Here is a 17,399-nt window from a genome sequence, read left to right as displayed (position 1 = left end):
ATGCGGCACCCCCTGCACGCCGCGGTGATCGGCGCGATGTTGCTGCTCGGCGGCTGTGCCGGTGTCGGCCCGCACTCCTCCTACGTCGAGGCGGTGACGCCGGCCGATGCCCCAATGCTGGCGGCCGACATCGCCAACTTCGTGGCGGAGCGCCTGCCGGCGGCCGCCACCACCCTGGCGCTCGATGCGCCGGCCGGCGAGCTGGCCAGCGACAGCCTAACGCCGGTTCTGCGCGACGAGCTGCGGCGGATCGGCTTCGGGGTGGCGGACGCCGGCCAGAACGCAACAGGCGCCCACCCCCTGCGCTATCTGGTGACGCCGCTCGATGCCGGGCTGCTCGTCCGTCTCCATGTCGACCGCACCACCGCCTCGCGCCTGTGGCTGCGCAACAGTGCCGGCACCCTCCAAGCCGGCTCCCCCTTCACCGTGCGGGAGGACGCCGCAGAATGACCGACCAGACGCAGCTACCGCTAACCGATGGCCCCGACCGCTCGCCCGATTTCCTGGCCGGTCCTAGCCTGCGCCAGACCGGCGGCCGGCGCCTGACCCGTGTGCCGATCTACATCCTGATCGGCATTTCGGCCTTGGTCGCCATCGCCATTGCCTACACGATGAACGAGCGGGCCAAGCGCCGGGCGGCCGGCGGCGGCAACACCGAGGTGGTGGCGGCGCCGGAGCCTGTGGACGCCAAGCCCCTGTTCGGCGCGGCGCAGAATGCCGGCATCATCGAGGCACGACGGGCAACTCCGCCCCCGGCAACGCCGGCAACACCTCCTGCGATCACCCCTACCACCCTGCCGGGAGCACCACCGGACCCGATGGGGCGAGGCCCTGCCGCCAATGGCGGCCGAACGCTGGAGGACGACGCCCGGATGCGGGCATGGCAGCAGTATGACGCCGAGGTGCGGCGGATCGAAGAACAACGCCGGGCGGCACTGAAGGCGGCTCTGGAAGCGCCGACCACCGTCCCCGGCAACCGCACCCAGCCCGGGCAGATGCAGCAGCCGGCCGCAGCTGGTCCTGGCACCGCCGGCACCAGCTCGCAAGCGCTCGCTCAGTTCGCCAACGGCTTCGGCAGCTCAGGGGCCAGCGGCGGCTTGGGCGCGGCCGGTGGGACTGGTGGCGGTGCCGGCGGCTATGGCAGCGGCCAAGGGCGCGGGGGACAGGGCACCGGGCCGGATGCCAAACGCAACGTCCTCACTCAGCAGCCCGGGCGCGGCTCGCACTACCTCGCCGGCACCCGCGAGGCGGCCCTGTCGCCCTATGAGGTGAAGGCCGGCGCCATCATCCCTGGTGTCATGGAAAGCGGCATCAACTCGGACCTGCCGGGCATCATCAAGGCGCGGGTGCGCGAGAACGTCTACGACACCGCCACCGGGCAATATCTGCTGATCCCCAAGGATTCCATGCTGATCGGCACCTACGACAACGGGGTGGAGATGGGCCAGGAACGGGTGCTGATCGCCTGGAACCGGATCATCTATCCCGACGCTTCGTCGCTGGATCTCGGCAGCATGCCCGGCGCCGATCAGGGCGGCTATGCCGGCGTCTCCGATCAGGTGAACAACCACTATGTCCGGACCTTCGGCAACGCCCTGTTGCTGTCGATCTTCTCGGCCGGCGTCCAGCTCTCCCAGCCGCAGCAGCGCGGCGACACGCGCGGCGGCTACGATGCCCAGCAGATCATCGCCGGCAGCCTCGGCCAGCAGATGGGCCAGCTCGGGGCGGAGTATGCCCGCAAAGGTCTGAACGTCGCTCCAACCCTAGAGATTCGCCCCGGCTACCGCTTCAACGTCATGGTGACCAAGGACATGATCATCCCGCCTTGGCAGGGGTGAGTGCATCAGGACACGGCGATCCACCGGGACGCTGACATCGTGAACATCCGCCCAGTGGAGATCATCAAGTGGGCGTCGAGGATGCCGTTCCCGGCAAGGTAGTCGCCTGCTTCCGGCCCAGCCAAACGGTCCAGCGAATTCGCGACGAGACGGCTTCCGACTATTCCAGATGGCTCTGGACCAAGCACACCTCGACGACAGCCGGAGGGCGTGCTCGCGTTCGTGCGCCACATTGCGCACCGCGGCGCCCGGCTGCGCGCCTCCTGCTGACAAACGGCAAGCACATCTCCACCGCGCGAAGGGTTCAGAAGTCGCCGAGCCCCTCATGGACCAGCCCCTCACGGAGACAGCCGCACGCCCATCGTTGGGCGCGCAAACGCATCAGGGGGTAGGAGCGGCCGCAGGCAGATCCATAGTAAGGGCGAACACCACTTAGTCACGGCGCGATTGAAAAATAAGTTATTGACTAGTTCGGAAGCAACTCCTATTCTGCTGCCAACGATGGAGGTGCACATGGCCAAGACCCGGCACATGCAGGCAAGAATGTCTCAGCGTGGCATCCGGCAAGAGCTTGTCACGCTGACCCAGCGGTTCGGGGAGCCTGTACAGGACAAGGTTGTCCTGAACCGCAAGGGCATTCAGACGCTCCTCGACGAACTCCGCGATATTGAGCGGGTCGCGATGAGGGCTCTTGATAAGGGGGGTGTGGTGGTCGTCGAGAGCGGCGGCAGCCTGATCACCACCTACAATCTCGACAGCTACGATCGCGGCAGGCCGCGCGCCGCGTAGGCGGGTGAAGGCGGCCTTACGACCCGGCTCCTTTGGAAGCACAACCAACAGCACCATACGGCGCCGGTCATCCGCCGGCTCCTTTCGCAGGGCAACGCAATGGAACAGAACTCCTTCGATTTCCGCACGACGTGGTTCCGCGTGCTCGAGGCGTGGCGCGGCACCAGCCATGACCCGCTCGAGGTTGCCATTGTGGTGGTTGCGATGCTGCTGTGGCTCGACGCCGTCGAACGGCGGGAGTCGCTGGAGGACGAGGAAGATCGGGACCACGAGATCACCGCGAGCGATTGGGCGCGCATCATCCAGGATCTTGAGCAGAACCTGGATCTGCCGGCCGGCCTTTCCCTCCGCGCGCATGCCGATACCGTCACCGGGCGCGCAGTCCCTGGTCTGTTCGAGGCCACCCGTCGTCTTCTGCAGCCCGCCTTCATGGCCATGAACTGGGCAGGAAGCCGAGATGCCGTTCTGGAGTTTTGGGAAGCGGGCCAACTTGAGCTGAACGCTCGGTTCGGGCGTACCGGGTTCGTGCCTTTCATGGCCCCTCCCGAATTGACGTTCCTGCTCGTGGAACTGCTCAAGGGCCATGCGCACGGTCCGGTGTACTGCCCCTTCGATACCTCTGCGGCTGTCGCCATGCGGGTCGCCGCCCGGAACCGACCGGTGTTCGCAGAGGTCCTGAATGGACAGTTGGCTCTTCTGTTGACGCTCGTCGCCCGGCTGGGGCGGTGGCAGCTCGAGGTCCAGGTCGCCGATCCGATCCGCCGGCCGGCGTGGGTTGACGATCAGCATCTGCAGCGCTTCGACGCCGCCGTCGCCATTCCCCCGATGGGAGTCAAATACGACAGCGAAATCCTGAACGACCCGTACAAACGCTTCCCGGAACGCAGCTTCTACGGCGACGTCGTGCATGTGGCCCATCTTCTCGCCCGCGGTCGGGAATGTGCCCTGGCGGTCGTTCCTGAGGGCTTCCTGTTTCGGACCGCTGGCGGCGAACGCGACTTCAAGGAGAGCCTCGTGCGCCGTGGGCAGCTGCGCGCCGTCGTGCGGCTGCCGCGCGGCTTCTTCCTGCCTGCGACCGCTGTGCCGACGTCGCTGCTGGTGTTCGATCCGCCGGGCCGTTCCTCCTGGATGAGCTGGGGCGAGGCCGGTGACGACGTGCTCTTCGTCGACGCGAGCGCGGATGCCTTTGGCTTGAGCGGCAAACTCGGGCGCCAGCCGACGGCGGAGTCCCGAGAGCAGGCGGTGCGCGCTCTTGCGGATTGCATCCGCGAGCGCCGAACCGGTCCGCACGCTGTGTTCATGCCGGCGGCGGCAATCGCGGACAACGACTACAATCTGTCGGTCGACCGCTACGTCCTGAGCGAGCAGGAGCGCGCGACGCGGCGGCTCCTCGAGCAGGCGGAAACGGCGGAATTGGAATCCGTGGCCGAGCTCTACCGTCCTCAAGTCCTTCCCCAGGGAGACGGCGAGGAGGTGAGCTCCTTTTTCGAAGTCACCTTGAATGATATTCAGCCGTCCGGCCTCGTGCATGAGCCGACCAAAGCCGTGTCCGTGAGCGAGAAAGGATTGGGGCGGGCCGCCAAGCAGACCCTGCTTCCCGGCGACATCCTCCTGTGCATCAAGGGGCGGGTCGGTGCCGTCGGTCTCGTGCCGATCGCCGAACCGGACCTCGGCGGCCCGGGGCCTCAGAACTGGCTCGCCGGTCAGACGTTCCTCATCGTTCGGCTGCGCAAGGGCGCCCGCATCGCCAATCCGATCGTCCTGTTTCGCTACCTGTCGTCACCACTCGGGCAAGGATTGCTGCAGTCCATGGCCACGGCCGGCGCCGTTCCGACCATCCAAATGGCGGACGTGCGCCGCCTGTCTGTCCTGGTGCCGTCCCTTGACGAACAAGCGCGCATTTTGACGGACCATGAGACGACCCTCGCACTGCACAAAGCGATTCAGCAGCTGCAGGAGCAAGTCACCCGTCTCAACGAGCAAGCATGGCCGATGGAACAAGACGCTTCGACGTAGCGCCGACGCGTCCGGTCGGCACCGTCGACTGTCCCGATAAGAACGCCAAGCAATGGTCTGCAAAGCCGAGCAGATACTCAGCGGCTCGCAAACGCTCTTGCAGACCGTAGGTTGTCTTTTGTAGCGTAGTTATCTTTTTTCGACAAGCGCCTCTCAGCTCAGCGGGAATAACAGAACATGGCACGGCCTAAGAAAGCCACTGCGGAAAAGCCTCAGGAGAAGATCGAGGCGAAGCTGTTCGCGACCGCGGATAAGCTGCGCGGCGCGATGGACGCCTCGGAATACAAGCACGTCGTCCTCGGCTTGATCTTCCTGAAGTTCATCTCGGACGCCTTCGAGGCACACCACACCACGCTCGCCGCCGATCCAGCCTCCAACGCGGAGGATCCGGAGGAGTACCTGGCGGAGAACATCTTCTGGGTGCCCAAGCAGGCCCGCTGGTCCGGCATCCAAGCGACGGCCAAGACCGACGCCATCGGCAAGACCATCGACGACGCAATGGTCGCGGTGGAGGCGTCGAACGACAGCCTGAAGGGCGTGTTGCCCAAGGACTACGGCCGCCCGTCCCTCAACAAGACGATGCTCGGCGAACTGATTGACCTGATCGCGTCCATCAAGACGGACGGCGCCACCGACACCAAGGATCTGCTCGGGCGGGTCTACGAGTACTTCCTGGGCGGCTTCGCCGGCGCTGAGGGCAAGCGCGGCGGCGAGTTCTACACGCCGCCCTCTGTGGTCGGCCTGCTGGTCGAGATGCTGGAGCCCTACCAGGGGCGCATCTACGATCCCTGCTGCGGCTCCGGCGGCATGTTCGTGCAGTCGGAGAAGTTCGTCCTGGCCCACGGCGGCAAGGTCGACGACGTCGCGATCTACGGCCAGGAGATGAACAACACGACCTGGCGCCTCGCCAAGATGAACATGGCGATCCGCGGCATCGAGGCCGACATCCGCTGGAACAACGAGGGCTCGTTCCACAAGGACGAGCACAAGGATCTCAAGGCCGACTTCATCCTCGCCAACCCGCCCTTCAACATCTCGGACTGGGGCGGCGACCGGCTGCGCGAGGACGTGCGCTGGAAGTATGGCGCGCCGCCGGAAGGCAATGCCAACTTCGCCTGGCTCCAGCACATGATCCACCACCTCTCGCCCAAGGGGCATGCGGGTGTTGTGCTTGCGAACGGCTCCATGTCGTCGCAGCAGTCCGGCGAGGGCGAGATCCGCAGGGCAATGGTCGAAGCGGACCTCGTCGACTGCATGGTGGCTTTGCCTGGCCAGCTCTTCTACTCCACGCAGATCCCGGCCTGTTTGTGGTTCCTGGCGCGCAGCAAGGCGCCGAATGGATTCCGCGACCGGCGCGGCGAGGTGCTCTTCATCGACGCCCGCAAGCTCGGCACGATGGTGGAGAGAACCCGGAAGGAGCTGACGGAGAACGACATCCGGCGGATCGCCGGCAAGTACCATGCATGGCGGGGCAAGAGCCCGAACAATCTCTACGAGGACGAGCCAGGCTTCTGCCGGGCCGTGAAGCTGGATGAGGTCGCGGAACACGGATACGTCCTCACGCCTGGTCGCTATGTCGGCGCCCCCGATTCCGATGATGATGACGAGGTTCTCTTTGAGAAGAGGTTGATCACCCTCTCCTCGGAGTTGGGGGCACTTCTCGATAGGGCGGCGAAACTCGACGACGAGATTCGGGCCGGGCTGCGCAGCATCGGTGTAAAGGTCTGATCATGCCGGGAACAATCAACGATCTTGTTACGCTCCAGCGCGGCACGACCTATCAAAGCGCACTCTTGGAGAGGCCGGGCCCCTATCTGCTCGGTTTGGCCTCCATCGCGCGTGACGGAGGCTTTCGATACGGCAACCTAAAGACGTACGGAGGCGAATCGCCCGAGAAGCTGCTACTCCGTCCCGGCGACATCTATGTGTCCCTAAAAGATGTGACCCAATCTGGCGACGTCCTTGGGGCGGTGTCGCGGGTTCCGGATGACATTTCCCTCGGCAGGCTGACGCAGGACACGCTCAAGCTCATCCCGAGAAACCCGAATGTCAACGTTTCTTATCTGTATTGGGTTCTCAGAACACCGGCGTACCGCGACTTCTGCAGGTCGCGGGCCATTGGAACCACTAACCTGTCACTGTCGCGAGAGGACTTTCTCGGGTTCGAGATTCCGGACCTAAGTAAAGAGCGCCTTGCGGTTCTCAGTATCCTCGAGAGTATCGAGAGCAAGATTGACATCAACCGTCGATTGAACACGACGCTGGATGCGATGGCGCGGTCAATATTTAAGAATAGCCTTAAAGAGACCTGCAAGGAGCAACGGCTGGAAGACTTGTGTGAAATCTTTGACGGGCCGCACGCGACACCGAAGACAGTTTCACAGGGTCCGATCTTCCTTGGTATATCAAATCTTTCGGATGGACTATTAGATCTGTCCGCAACGCGCCATGTCACCGAGCAAGATTTCAAAAAGTGGACTAAGCGGGTTACGCCTACTGCAGGCGATATTGTATTCTCGTATGAGACACGGCTCGGCGAGGCCGCACGTATTCCTAAAGGACTGCTGTGCTGCCTGGGACGGCGAATGGGTCTATTACGGCCAAAGACCAACGGCATCTCGTCGGTCACACTGCTTTATGCGTACCTGAGCTCCACCTTTCAAGACGTTATTCGAGCTCGTACGATCCATGGCAGCACTGTTGACCGGATACCTCTGATTGAGATGGGGGAATTTCCGATATTGGTTCCGGCGACCGAGACGGAGCGCCGGATCGCGCCAGTTCTGGAAAGCTTGCGCGAGCGAATGGAACAGAGCTTTTCCGAGTCCCGCACCCTCGCCTCCCTCCGCGACCTCCTGCTGCCCAAGCTGATGTCCGGCGAACTCCAGATCCGCGCGGTCGAGAAGGCCGTGGCATCTGCCCTCTGACGACAGGATCGACCATGCCTGCCTACATGCCGGAAAGCGACGTCGAGGAAGCCACCATTGACTGGCTTCAGGAGATCGGCTGGACCTATCTACCCGGACCGACTATCTCTCCGGACGGTGGCGCGACTGAGCGCGCCAGCTACGGCGACGTCGTGCTGATGAAGCGGCTGCGGGCGGGCTTGGCGGCGATCAACCCGCACCTACCGGACGAGGCGATCGACACTGCCGTGTCCGTGGTGATTCAGGCGGAGTCCCAGAACCTCCTCCAGGAGAATCGGCGTCTCCATCGCCTGATGGTGCGCGGCGTGGAGGTGTCGTTCCATAGCGCGGCGGCCGGCCGGGTGGTCCACGACGTCTGCCGCGTGGTGGACTTCGAGCATCCGGAGCGCAACGACTTCCTGGCGGTCAACCAGTTCACGGTGATCCAGAAGAAGAAAGAGGGCCGCCCCGACGTGGTCCTCTTTGTGAACGGCTTGCCAGTGGTGGTCGTCGAGTTGAAGAAGCCGGGCGCCGACACCGAGCACCTCGCCGGCGCCTTCAACCAGATAGCTTCGTACAAGGCCGACATCGCGGACCTGTTCCGCACCAACGCCCTGTGCGTGATCTCCGACGGCCTGCGCGCGCGGGTAGGATCGATCTCCGCGGACCTCGAGCGGTTCATGCCGTGGCGCACCGTGGACGGCGAGACCATCGCTGCCAAGGGCACGCCGGAACTCCACACCCTGCTGGCCGGGATGTTCGCGCCGGAGCATCTGCTGCCGCTGATCCGAGGCTTCATCGTCTTCGAGGACGACGGCGCCAGCGTCATCAAGAAGATCGCCGGCTATCACCAATTCCACGCCGTCCGGCGGGCGGTGACCTGCACGGTGGCCGCGTCGCGCCCCGGCGGGAGCCGCAAGGTCGGCGTCATCTGGCACACGCAGGGCTCGGGCAAGAGCCTGCTGATGGCCTTCTACGGCGGCCAGCTCGTGGGGACGCCGGAGATGGCCAACCCCACGCTCGTTGTCATCACTGACCGCATCGACCTCGACGACCAGCTCTTCCAGACCTTCTCGAACTGCAAGGAGCTGCTCCGCCAGACGCCGAGCCAGGCCAAGGACCGGGACGACCTCCGCAAGCTCCTGGCGGTCGAGGCCGGCGGCGTCATCTTCACCACGCTCCAGAAGTTCAAGCCGGAGCCCGGGGAAGAACGCTACCCGCTGCTGACCGCCCGGAGTAACGTGGTGGTCATCGCCGACGAGGCACACCGCAGCCAGTATGGCTTCGAGGCCAAGACCGACGCAAAGACCGGCAAGGTCAGCTACGGCTTCGCCAAGCACATCCGCGACGCCCTGCCGAACGCCTCGTTCATCGGCTTCACCGGCACGCCGATCGAGGCCGAGGACATCAACACGCCGGGCGTCTTCGGCGATTACGTCGACGTGTACGACATCCAGCGCGCGGTCGAGGACGAGGCGACCGTCCCCATCTACTACGAGAGCCGCCTGGCCCGCGTCGAGCTGGACGACACCGCCAAGGCGGAGGTCGAGGCGGCCTTCGATGAAATCGCCGACGACAGCGGCATCGAGGAGGGCGAGGAGGAAGAGCGCGTCAAGGCCCGCAACGCCCGGATCGAGGCGATTGTCGGTGCCGACCAGCGCGTCGCGCTGATCGCCAAGGACATCGTGGAGCACTTCGAAGCCCGCACGGCGGCCATGGCCGGCAAAGGCATGATCGTTTGCATGAGCCGCGCGATCTGCGTGAAGCTCTACGACGCCATCGTCGCGCTGCGCCCCGAGTGGCACCACGACGACGACGCGCAGGGCGCCATCAAGGTGGTGATGACCGGCAGCCGCATGGACCCGGTGGCGTGGCACCCGCACATCCGCTTCAACAAGGAGGCCGTCCGCGCCCTGGCTAAGCGGGCCAAGAAGCCGGACGACCCGCTGCGCCTCGTGATCGTCTGCGACATGTGGCTGACCGGCTTCGACGCCCCGTGCATGCACACGATGTACGTCGACAAGCCCATGAAGGGGCACGGGCTGATGCAGGCCATCGCCCGCGTGAACCGGGTGTTCCGCGACAAGCCCGGCGGCCTGATCGTGGACTACATCGGCATCGCTGAGCGCCTGAAGGAGGCGCTGCGGCAGTACAGCGACGCCGACCGCAGCCAGACCGGCATCGACGAGGAAGAAGCCGAGCACGTCCTGCGGGAGCGCTACGAGATCGTCAAGGCGATGTTCCACGGCTTTGACTACCAGCGCGGCATCACCGGGACGCCGGCCGAGCGCCTTACCTGCTTGGCGGAGGCCGTCGAGTGGGTCCTGGAGATGATGCGCCGGGACGCCGAGAAGGAAGCCACTGCAGATGGCAAGAAGCGGGCCCGCCGCCGCTACCTGGATGCCGTGCTCGGCCTCACCAAGGCGTTCGCTCTGGCCGGCGCCACCCCGCTCGCCGCGCGGATTCGGGACGAGGTCGGCTTCTTCCAGGCCGTCCGCGTCACGATCATGAAGAGTGGCGCCGGCGCCGGGAAGAAGTCGGCCACCGACGTCGACCTGGCGATCCAGCAGATCGTCAGCCGGGCGGTCGTCTCGACGGAGATCGTCGACCTCCTGTCGGTCGCGGGAATCGGGCGCGCGGACATCTCGATCCTCTCCGACGAGTTCCTTGAGGAGGTCCGGGCCATCAAGCAGAAGAACCTCGCCCTGGAAGCCCTGCGCAAGCTGCTGAACGACGAGATCGGGTCGCGGCTCCGCACCAACGTGGTGCAGTCGCGGAGCTTCTCGGAGCGCCTGGAGCGGGCCATCGAGCGCTACCACAACAACGCCGTCACCACCGCCCAGGTGATCGAGGAACTGATCGCCCTGGCGAAGAGCCTGAAGGAGCAGGTGCAGAGCGGTGACGACGCGGGCCTGAGCCCCGAGGAGGCCGCCTTCTACGACGCGCTGGCCCAGAACGGCAGCGCCGTCGAACTGATGGGCAACAAGCAGCTTCTTGTGATCGCGCACGAGCTGCTGGTGGCCGTGAAGGGCAGCGTCGGCGTCGACTGGCACCGGAAGGAGTCGGCGCGGGCCAAGATCCGGCTCCAGGTGAAAAAGATTCTGCGGAAGTACGGCTATCCGCCGGACCTGGAGAATCAGGCTGTCATGACGGTGCTGCAGCAGGCCGAAGCCTTGGCCGAGGAATGGGCAGGCCAGCGGTAACCATCTCGCAACTCGGCTCGGGTCAACCTTAGGAAAGCACCAAGCGGCACCGGTGGCGGTTGGCGGCCGAAGAAGGAACAAGGCGGGATGATGAATCGGACGCAGCGCAAGTTTGAGCAGTGGGGATTATGGCCACGCTACGAAGAGCGGATGGATGATGTCCTGAGATGGCTTGCGAACAAAGGCTTGGTCAAAGCGGCTTCGGACTTCACGAGCAGCGGTCAATCCAGCGGCATTGTGGCTCCCAGCCACGTGGACGTCATCCGTCTCCCCGTCAGCCGGCCAGAGAAGCAGACGAAAGCTCAGATCGACGCGACGATTCTCAAATGGAGGGAGGAAAACAAGAACGAGTCCGCGATCGATCATTCGCATTTGATGAACGTGTGGTCGCAACTCTCTCAAAAAGGAAGTGGCCCAAAAATCCTCAATGTTAACCGACTTCCCGCAGATGCGATCGCATTTTACAGGCCATTCCATTTTGACCCTCCGCACCTTTTCGGTATCTATATCTTCGTTGACCGATTGCTTCAATATTTTGAAGGGATAAAGCGCTGCAGCAACGCATTGTCTGTGTTCACCCCATCGGCGTTGATGCACATCGTTCTGTTCGAAATGTTTCACCATGAATTTTTCCACCACATTGTCGAATCCGCGGCGACAACATTCGAAATCATAAATGACGCGAGGGGCGACGACGTTCCTGTTTACTTTCCCTATCGGGAGCGAATGTACAACGGAGGGTATGCGTGGCATCCGCACCAGCCCCTGGAAGAGGCCCTAGCAAACGCTTACGCGTACAATTCCATTTCCTTTACTTGCCGCGTCAAGACCGGTGTCAAGGACACCTTTGCCGCAAAATATCAAGAAGCTTTGGTGCGTCATTGGGATTTGGAACCGCCGGGCTACAAATACGCCGCGAATTACATACGCGGCAATCAGGTGATCGGCGCGTCCCATCTGCTCGGCATGCTTCTTGGCGCCTCATCCCCGCGGAACGAGGCTCCCTTGATGAAAGTTGCTCAGGCGGTACTGCCGAACGGGTTCTCGGCGTTTTACAGCAAGCCCGATATTCCGACTTATCTGATCGGAGATCAGGCCGATCTTGATGACTTCTACAAACTGGTTCCTGTGCCGCAAGAAGCTTACTGCAATCTGTTCTGGCCCATCGACACCAGCGGAGCGGACCTGTTTATCAAGGAAAAGCGAGACGAAGAAAAACGCGCCCGCGAAGCGGCACGACGAAAGGCGCTTCAGCCCACCCTGTTTGATGCATGACCTCCTGGTCTGATACCGGCTCCGGCGGCGACCATCGTCATGCGCCGGTCATCCAAGGCGGCCTTAGAGACTCAACACACCCCCCGCCGCAGAACGACTGGAGCGCGCCTTCATGATCTCCCCCCTGTCGATTCCGTTGGATCTGGCGGATCCGCGCCTGCCCGAAGCGCTCCGCGCCAAGACCGCCGCCGGCCGAGTCGAGGTGCTCGACGCCCTCCGCAGCACCCCGGAGTTCGCCGGGTTGATGAAGACCTGGCTCGAGGGCGATGCCTACCGGGCGGTCGGCGCGCGCACGGTGCTGATGAACCTTTACCGGAACCCGGACGGCTCCGTGCTCGGCGTCGCACAGGGAGCGGACGGCCGGTTCATCGGGCAAGCGCGCTGGGTGAAGGTGTCCGGCGTCGGCGCCAAACTGCTGAGTTCGGCGACGATGCTCGCCGGTCACGCGATGCTTCTGGAGCTCTCCCGGAAGCTCGACCGCGTCGAGCATAAGGTGGACCGGATCGCCCAAGCGCTGCGCGACGATCGCCGGGAGGGGCTGCGGGGGGCCATCGACGCGGTCCACAACGCGCTGTCCTGCCGGACGGAGACCGCTGCGGCGCTGCTGGCCGGCGCGGCGACGCCGCTCATCACCCACGTCCGTCAGGAAATCCGGGCGCTCCAACGCGACATCGACGCCTTGAGGCCGATGCCCGAGTGGCATATTACTAAGACGTTCAACGACCCGTCGGATGACATCCGCCGCGCGCTGCGCGTCTGCGAGCAGTCGTTCCTGGCGATCGGCGAGGGGATTCGGACGGTTGGTCAGCTGTACGTCGGGCTCGACGAGCCCAAAACGGCCTGGACGGCGATGGGAGCGCTGTTCGAGGAGCTCTCCGGCGTCGGCCTCGATAAGGCCGAGCGCCGCGCCCGACAGCTGCAGCCGACGCGGCCCCATCCCTGGCCGGACCGCTTCTGGATGGAGGCGCGGCGCGCGCTCGACGAGGTGCGGCTCCTGGCGGAGGAGAACGCCTCGGAGCAGCCGGCCGTTGCCTTCCGCCCCTTGGCGCTCGAGTTCGGCGACGGCGAGCTCGAGCGGGTGCCGTGGGGCGTGTCCGAGGCCGCGCCCGACCTGGTCGCCTCGGCGGGGGAGCGGCAGCCTTCTCGGGAGAGCCGATGATGTCTGCGCCGGAACCGCTCCCGGCGTCGAGACTGCGCGAACTGATCGCCGACGCGCTGCACTCCGTGAAGTCCTACCAGCTGCCCGGCGCTTGCGAGCGCCTAGGGCTTGCGCCGGGCACCGAGGACGACGCCTTCCGAAGCAAGCGGGTGTACGTGCTGATGCGCCTGGAACGCCTGTCGCCCGCATCTCTCGTTGCGGTGGTCCAGCAGGTGCTCTCCGAGTACGGCCCCAACTTCGACCTGCAGGAGGCCGTCGACACGATGGCCGAGGCGGCAGCGCGCCGGGTCTCGGAGCTGACCCGGCGCAACATCGGCCGCGCGCTGAACCGGTTCGATCTCAGCGGGCATGTGCCGCTTCTGGAGTTGCTCCGGGTATACTTCCCGATCGACGCGATGCCCTCCCCGACCTCGGCGCTGGACACCGTGGCCGATGACCTCGACCGCTACACCGTTCGCAACAGCGATTGGGAGAACGATCAGGTCCTTGGCGTCGTCGGCGCTTACGAATGCTCGCAGCGCCGGTTCTTCGCGTTCCTCGAGGCCGTGGTGCATCCGCGCACCCGCGATGAGTGGCAGCAGCGTTCGCTGGTCGACGCCCTCAACCCTCTTCTGGAGCGGGACGGCTTTGCCCTGATGCCGACGGGGAGGATCTCCGGGTACAGCGTCTTCACCGTGCAGGAGCGGGCCTCCGCCCACCAGACGCCGGCCGACACCGCGATCTCGGCGGTGCTGGCGGCCTTCGACGAGGCCAGCGTGCATGACGCCTGGAGCAAGGCCCTCGAGCGCCGCGCCACGCATCCTGAAGGAGCCATCACCTCGGCCCGCACGCTGTTGGAGACGGTGTGCAAGCACATCATCGAGGATGCCGGCGGAACCTATGGGGAGAGCGACGAGCTGCCCAAGCTGTACCGCACGGCGGCAACGCACCTGAACCTCGCTCCGGATCAGCATACGGAGGAGGTTTTCAAGGCCATCCTGGGCAACTGCCAGTCGATCGTGAACAGCCTGGGGAGTGTTCGCAACAAGCTCAGCGACGCACACGGCCGGGGCCGCAAGACGGCGCGCCCGCTGCCCCGGCACGCGGAGCTCGCGGTCAACCTGGCGGGCACCATGGCCACCTTCCTCGTCTCGACGTGGCGGGCGCGGCAGGTGTCGACGAAGCCTTGACGGGCCTCTCGGCGGCACTACGCTCCTGCCTCCTCCGGCGGCGTCGCGCCCCCCGTGTTCCGCGGGAACAGGTTGGGGTTCTGTTCCGCGATCGCCGTCAGCAATCCGACCAAGCCCGACAGGTCATAGGCGTTCGATTCGATGATGCCGGCCCGCCGGCGTTTCACCTTGGCGACCATGCCGATCTTCTGGAGCTTGTTGATCGCCCGTTGCACTTGGCGCTCGGATACCCCGATGCGCCGGGACAGGGTGAGCATCGAGGGGAACGGCAGAGTGTCCTTTTTCCACCAGGACGCGGCAAGATGGATGGCGACCAAGCTCTCCACCGGGGTCAGCCGGTGCTCCTCGGCGATGAACTGATTGAGCAGCAGCAGGTAGTTTGGGATCTGCGCGAAGCCCCGCTGCGCCACCAGCCGTCCCCACTTCGCCTCCATATCGGACTTGGAACCATCCGCCGTTTCCATGAGACATTTCCATTGGACATTATGTCGCCTTATATAGACACATGGAGATACAAATGATCAATACCTATGTGAATAACACCTAAGAAGGCTTCACGGCCAAGCCCATGTTCAAGGCGCTTGACAGCCGCCGCAGATGCGCGTATATCGTCTAAATTGCGTTATGATCGGCGTTGACCACGGGGATTACGCGGGCCATATTCGGTTCCAACACGACCCGCCACGCCTCTCATAAGAACGGCGCACCAGGGCGGGTTTTTCATGTCTGCACGCACCTTTTCCAAGCCGGCGCTCGACCTTGCGGGGCAGATCGCACACCTTCGAGTCCGGGGCCTGGCCATCCCAGACGAAGACGAAGCCCGCACCGTTCTCAAGGCCGTCGGCTTCTACCGGTTCTGCGGCTACGCCCTCCACTGGCGCTTGAAGGCGGACGGAACGAAGGAGGCTCAATTCCTTCCGGGCATCACATTCCGCGATGTTACGCGCCTGTGCGATTTCGATCGCAAGCTTCGAACGCACATTTTGCATGCGGTCGAGCGAATCGAAGTCGCGCTGAGGGCAGCGTTTTCAAACTCTCTCGGGGTTGCCTATGGCAGCCATTGGTATCTGGACGCCAGCCGCTTCGCTCCAGGGTACAAGCACGCGGAACTGATCGGCCGCATTCAGGGCGAAATCCACCACGACCAGAAGAGAGCCGACAAGCGCGACGTCTTTATCCAGCACTACTACGGTTCTTACGATAATCCCGACATGCCGCCGGCCTGGATGGTCTTCGAAGCCATCAATCTCGGCACGATGTCGAAGATGTTTGCGAACCTGAACAGGGCCGAGCAGAAGTTGGTCGCTGCCGAGTTTGGGGAGCATCCCAGGCTCGTAAAATCATGGCTGGAGATGCTGACCGTGCTGCGGAACTACTGCGCCCACCACGCTCGGGTGTGGAATCGGCAGTTCCCCGTGAAGCCGGTTATCCCCAAGCTGTACGCCCCGTATTTCGAGTACCAGATGGAGAACAGAAAGGGCGAAACGGTCACGGAGATCGGCGACTTCCGACTGCACACGCAGTTGTTCGTGCTGCAGAAATTTCTCGAGCTCATCGCCGCCGGAACGCCCTGGATGGACCAGCTCTTCGACCTTCTGCACGAGTACGGCGACATTCCTACCGCTCCCATGGGGTTCCCCGACAAGTGGGTTGGGTTCCCCACCGAGGAAGAGATGACCCAGGAGGCCGAACGCCGCAAAGCCGCGGCGAAGGAGGCCCGTCTTATGGCCAAAGCAGCGGCCCCTTCGTAAAGGGCACCAGCGCCGACGGATCGATGGCTACCACAACGTCCGCCGATGCGGTACATCGGCGTTCCGAGCGCACACGGAGCCGCCATGCCTCCCATCGACGATTCCGACTTCGACGCCAAGGAGCGCGATCTGATCCGGCGCGAGTTCATGCAGCGCATGTCCAGCGCCCGCAGCATCCACGACGGATTCCAGCTGCGGCGCTGGTCGACAGGCGAGCGCAAAGGGCAGCCGAAGATTCCGGCCACTGTGCAGAGCATGCTCGACCACGGCCTCGTGGCGCTGGACGATCTCGACAAGCACTGGCCGGTGGTGCGCTTCACCATGGCGGGCTTGCGCGCCTTGCGGCGGATGGCCGCCGACCGGCGGGCCTTCAACCCGGAGAGCCATGCGCGCCTTCTCGAGGAGGTCGCCGCGCTGACCGGAGTGGACGATGACGCGTAGCGCCCAGGTCGCGGCTGAAGACCGTTGCGCATAGCACTGCGCCCCGGCATGACCACGTTGGGGTGGCGCTGACGGATCCGCCGGGCACAGGGTCTGAGTAGAAACGGAACAGAAAATCCGGTTGGATCAGAATGAATGTGAGAAGGTGCGCTGAAGCCTTATGCTTCTAATGTTTCAATGGTGAGGTACTTTCATGGAAACCAGCAGAGCTGTCGAATGTGGAGATTGCGGCGAGCCTCTTGATCCCAGCAATCTCACACCAGGAACAACGCCGATTCCGTGCCCAAAATGTGGGTCAACAAACCAAAAGGTGACGCTGAATATTTTTGATGAGATCACGACGGAAGTTCGCGATTCTCTTAAGGGCAAGGTGAAGGACGATAGTTTTCCAAGCAAGAAAAAAGTACGCCGTGATTTCTTCTATGGATCGGATGAGCGCAAGAGCAAAGGTGATTACGTATATAAGGAGCGGGAGATAGACAAGGATAACAACCGATATCGCGAACTCGTTCGCGAGGAATCAGGAGAGGTTATTCGGGATATTGAACAGCCTCTTACAGACCACACCGGTCATGGATCTGCCAAATTTAAGAATGCTCTCACTGGCGGCGAGACAGAACCTAACAAACCCTCGCAGTCAAACGGTCAATCTGGTTTGTTGGACGAGCATGAAAAGAAATAATATAGTTCGTCGCTGACGTTATCCGTCGACGGGAATCATGCGTTTCCCGATGGAAACAGAGGCACGCCTTTCCACCCCACAATATTCACGGAGGTCGGCGTTGGAGGCTGGCGTGGAGCGAATTTCGCTGTAGGATCAAGTTGCTAGACCAAACCCGCAACGACGTCCGC

14 protein-coding genes are annotated in these 17,399 nt (G+C 63.6%); 13 read left to right on the top strand and 1 reads right to left on the bottom strand.

What is annotated here, in order from left to right:
- The 10 genes from J2851_RS34310 to J2851_RS34265 all read left to right on the top strand — a co-directional run bounded on the left by J2851_RS34310 (position 1) and on the right by J2851_RS34265 (position 14,355).
- Positions 1-450 (top strand): conjugal transfer protein TrbH, encoded by a 450-nt coding sequence (locus J2851_RS34310; protein WP_209773382.1) that lies wholly within the window; start codon positions 1-3, stop codon positions 448-450.
- Complete coding sequence (locus J2851_RS34305) at positions 447-1,838, top strand: TrbI/VirB10 family protein (RefSeq protein ID WP_209773379.1); 1,392 nt, start codon at positions 447-449, stop codon at positions 1,836-1,838. Before J2851_RS34310 ends, J2851_RS34305 begins: the two co-directional genes overlap by 4 nt.
- A gap of 513 nt (positions 1,839-2,351) precedes the next feature.
- Positions 2,352-2,627: a hypothetical protein gene (locus J2851_RS34300; protein WP_209773377.1), complete on the top strand. Its 276-nt coding sequence runs from the start codon at positions 2,352-2,354 to the stop codon at positions 2,625-2,627.
- Between the two features lie 99 nt (positions 2,628-2,726).
- Positions 2,727-4,643: a type I restriction-modification system subunit M/S gene (locus J2851_RS34295; RefSeq protein ID WP_209773368.1), complete on the top strand. Its 1,917-nt coding sequence runs from the start codon at positions 2,727-2,729 to the stop codon at positions 4,641-4,643.
- Positions 4,644-4,820: 177 nt separating this feature from the next.
- Positions 4,821-6,371, top strand: a complete 1,551-nt coding sequence (locus J2851_RS34290; protein WP_209773354.1) for a class I SAM-dependent DNA methyltransferase — start codon at positions 4,821-4,823, stop codon at positions 6,369-6,371.
- A 2-nt stretch (positions 6,372-6,373) separates the two neighbouring features.
- Positions 6,374-7,570, top strand: coding sequence for a restriction endonuclease subunit S (locus tag J2851_RS34285; protein ID WP_209773351.1), 1,197 nt, complete (start codon positions 6,374-6,376; stop codon positions 7,568-7,570).
- Between the two features lie 14 nt (positions 7,571-7,584).
- Entirely contained in the window at positions 7,585-10,752 is a 3,168-nt protein-coding gene (locus tag J2851_RS34280) for a type I restriction endonuclease subunit R (protein WP_209773348.1), read from the top strand.
- A gap of 87 nt (positions 10,753-10,839) precedes the next feature.
- The gene (locus J2851_RS34275; RefSeq protein WP_209773346.1) at positions 10,840-12,027 is read left to right on the top strand and encodes a hypothetical protein; all 1,188 of its coding nucleotides are present in this window, start codon (positions 10,840-10,842) and stop codon (positions 12,025-12,027) included.
- A gap of 112 nt (positions 12,028-12,139) precedes the next feature.
- Complete coding sequence (locus J2851_RS34270) at positions 12,140-13,186, top strand: hypothetical protein (RefSeq protein ID WP_209773341.1); 1,047 nt, start codon at positions 12,140-12,142, stop codon at positions 13,184-13,186.
- Entirely contained in the window at positions 13,183-14,355 is a 1,173-nt protein-coding gene (locus J2851_RS34265) for an abortive infection family protein (protein ID WP_246501126.1), read from the top strand. Before J2851_RS34270 ends, J2851_RS34265 begins: the two co-directional genes overlap by 4 nt.
- A gap of 17 nt (positions 14,356-14,372) precedes the next feature.
- On the opposite strand, the gene J2851_RS34260 is transcribed toward J2851_RS34265, so the two are convergent.
- A complete protein-coding gene (locus tag J2851_RS34260) occupies positions 14,373-14,819 on the bottom strand; it encodes a helix-turn-helix domain-containing protein (protein ID WP_209773338.1) in 447 nt (148 codons plus the stop codon).
- A 258-nt stretch (positions 14,820-15,077) separates the two neighbouring features.
- Here J2851_RS34260 and J2851_RS34255 point away from each other — a divergent pair, with 258 nt between their 5' ends.
- The 3 genes from J2851_RS34255 (at position 15,078) to J2851_RS34245 (ending at position 17,229) form a co-directional block, all read left to right on the top strand.
- Entirely contained in the window at positions 15,078-16,106 is a 1,029-nt protein-coding gene (locus tag J2851_RS34255) for an Abi family protein (protein WP_209773336.1), read from the top strand.
- 84 nt (positions 16,107-16,190) lie between these two features.
- Positions 16,191-16,547: a hypothetical protein gene (locus J2851_RS34250; protein ID WP_209773327.1), complete on the top strand. Its 357-nt coding sequence runs from the start codon at positions 16,191-16,193 to the stop codon at positions 16,545-16,547.
- Between the two features lie 193 nt (positions 16,548-16,740).
- Entirely contained in the window at positions 16,741-17,229 is a 489-nt protein-coding gene (locus J2851_RS34245; RefSeq protein ID WP_209773325.1) for a hypothetical protein, read from the top strand.
- Positions 17,230-17,399 lie beyond the last annotated feature (170 nt).

It is taken from the genome of Azospirillum rugosum, from assembly GCF_017876155.1.
GTDB lineage: Bacteria > Pseudomonadota > Alphaproteobacteria > Azospirillales > Azospirillaceae > Azospirillum > Azospirillum rugosum.
Note: the sequence above shows the minus strand (reverse complement) of the source record. Positions and strands in the feature narration are given on the sequence as shown.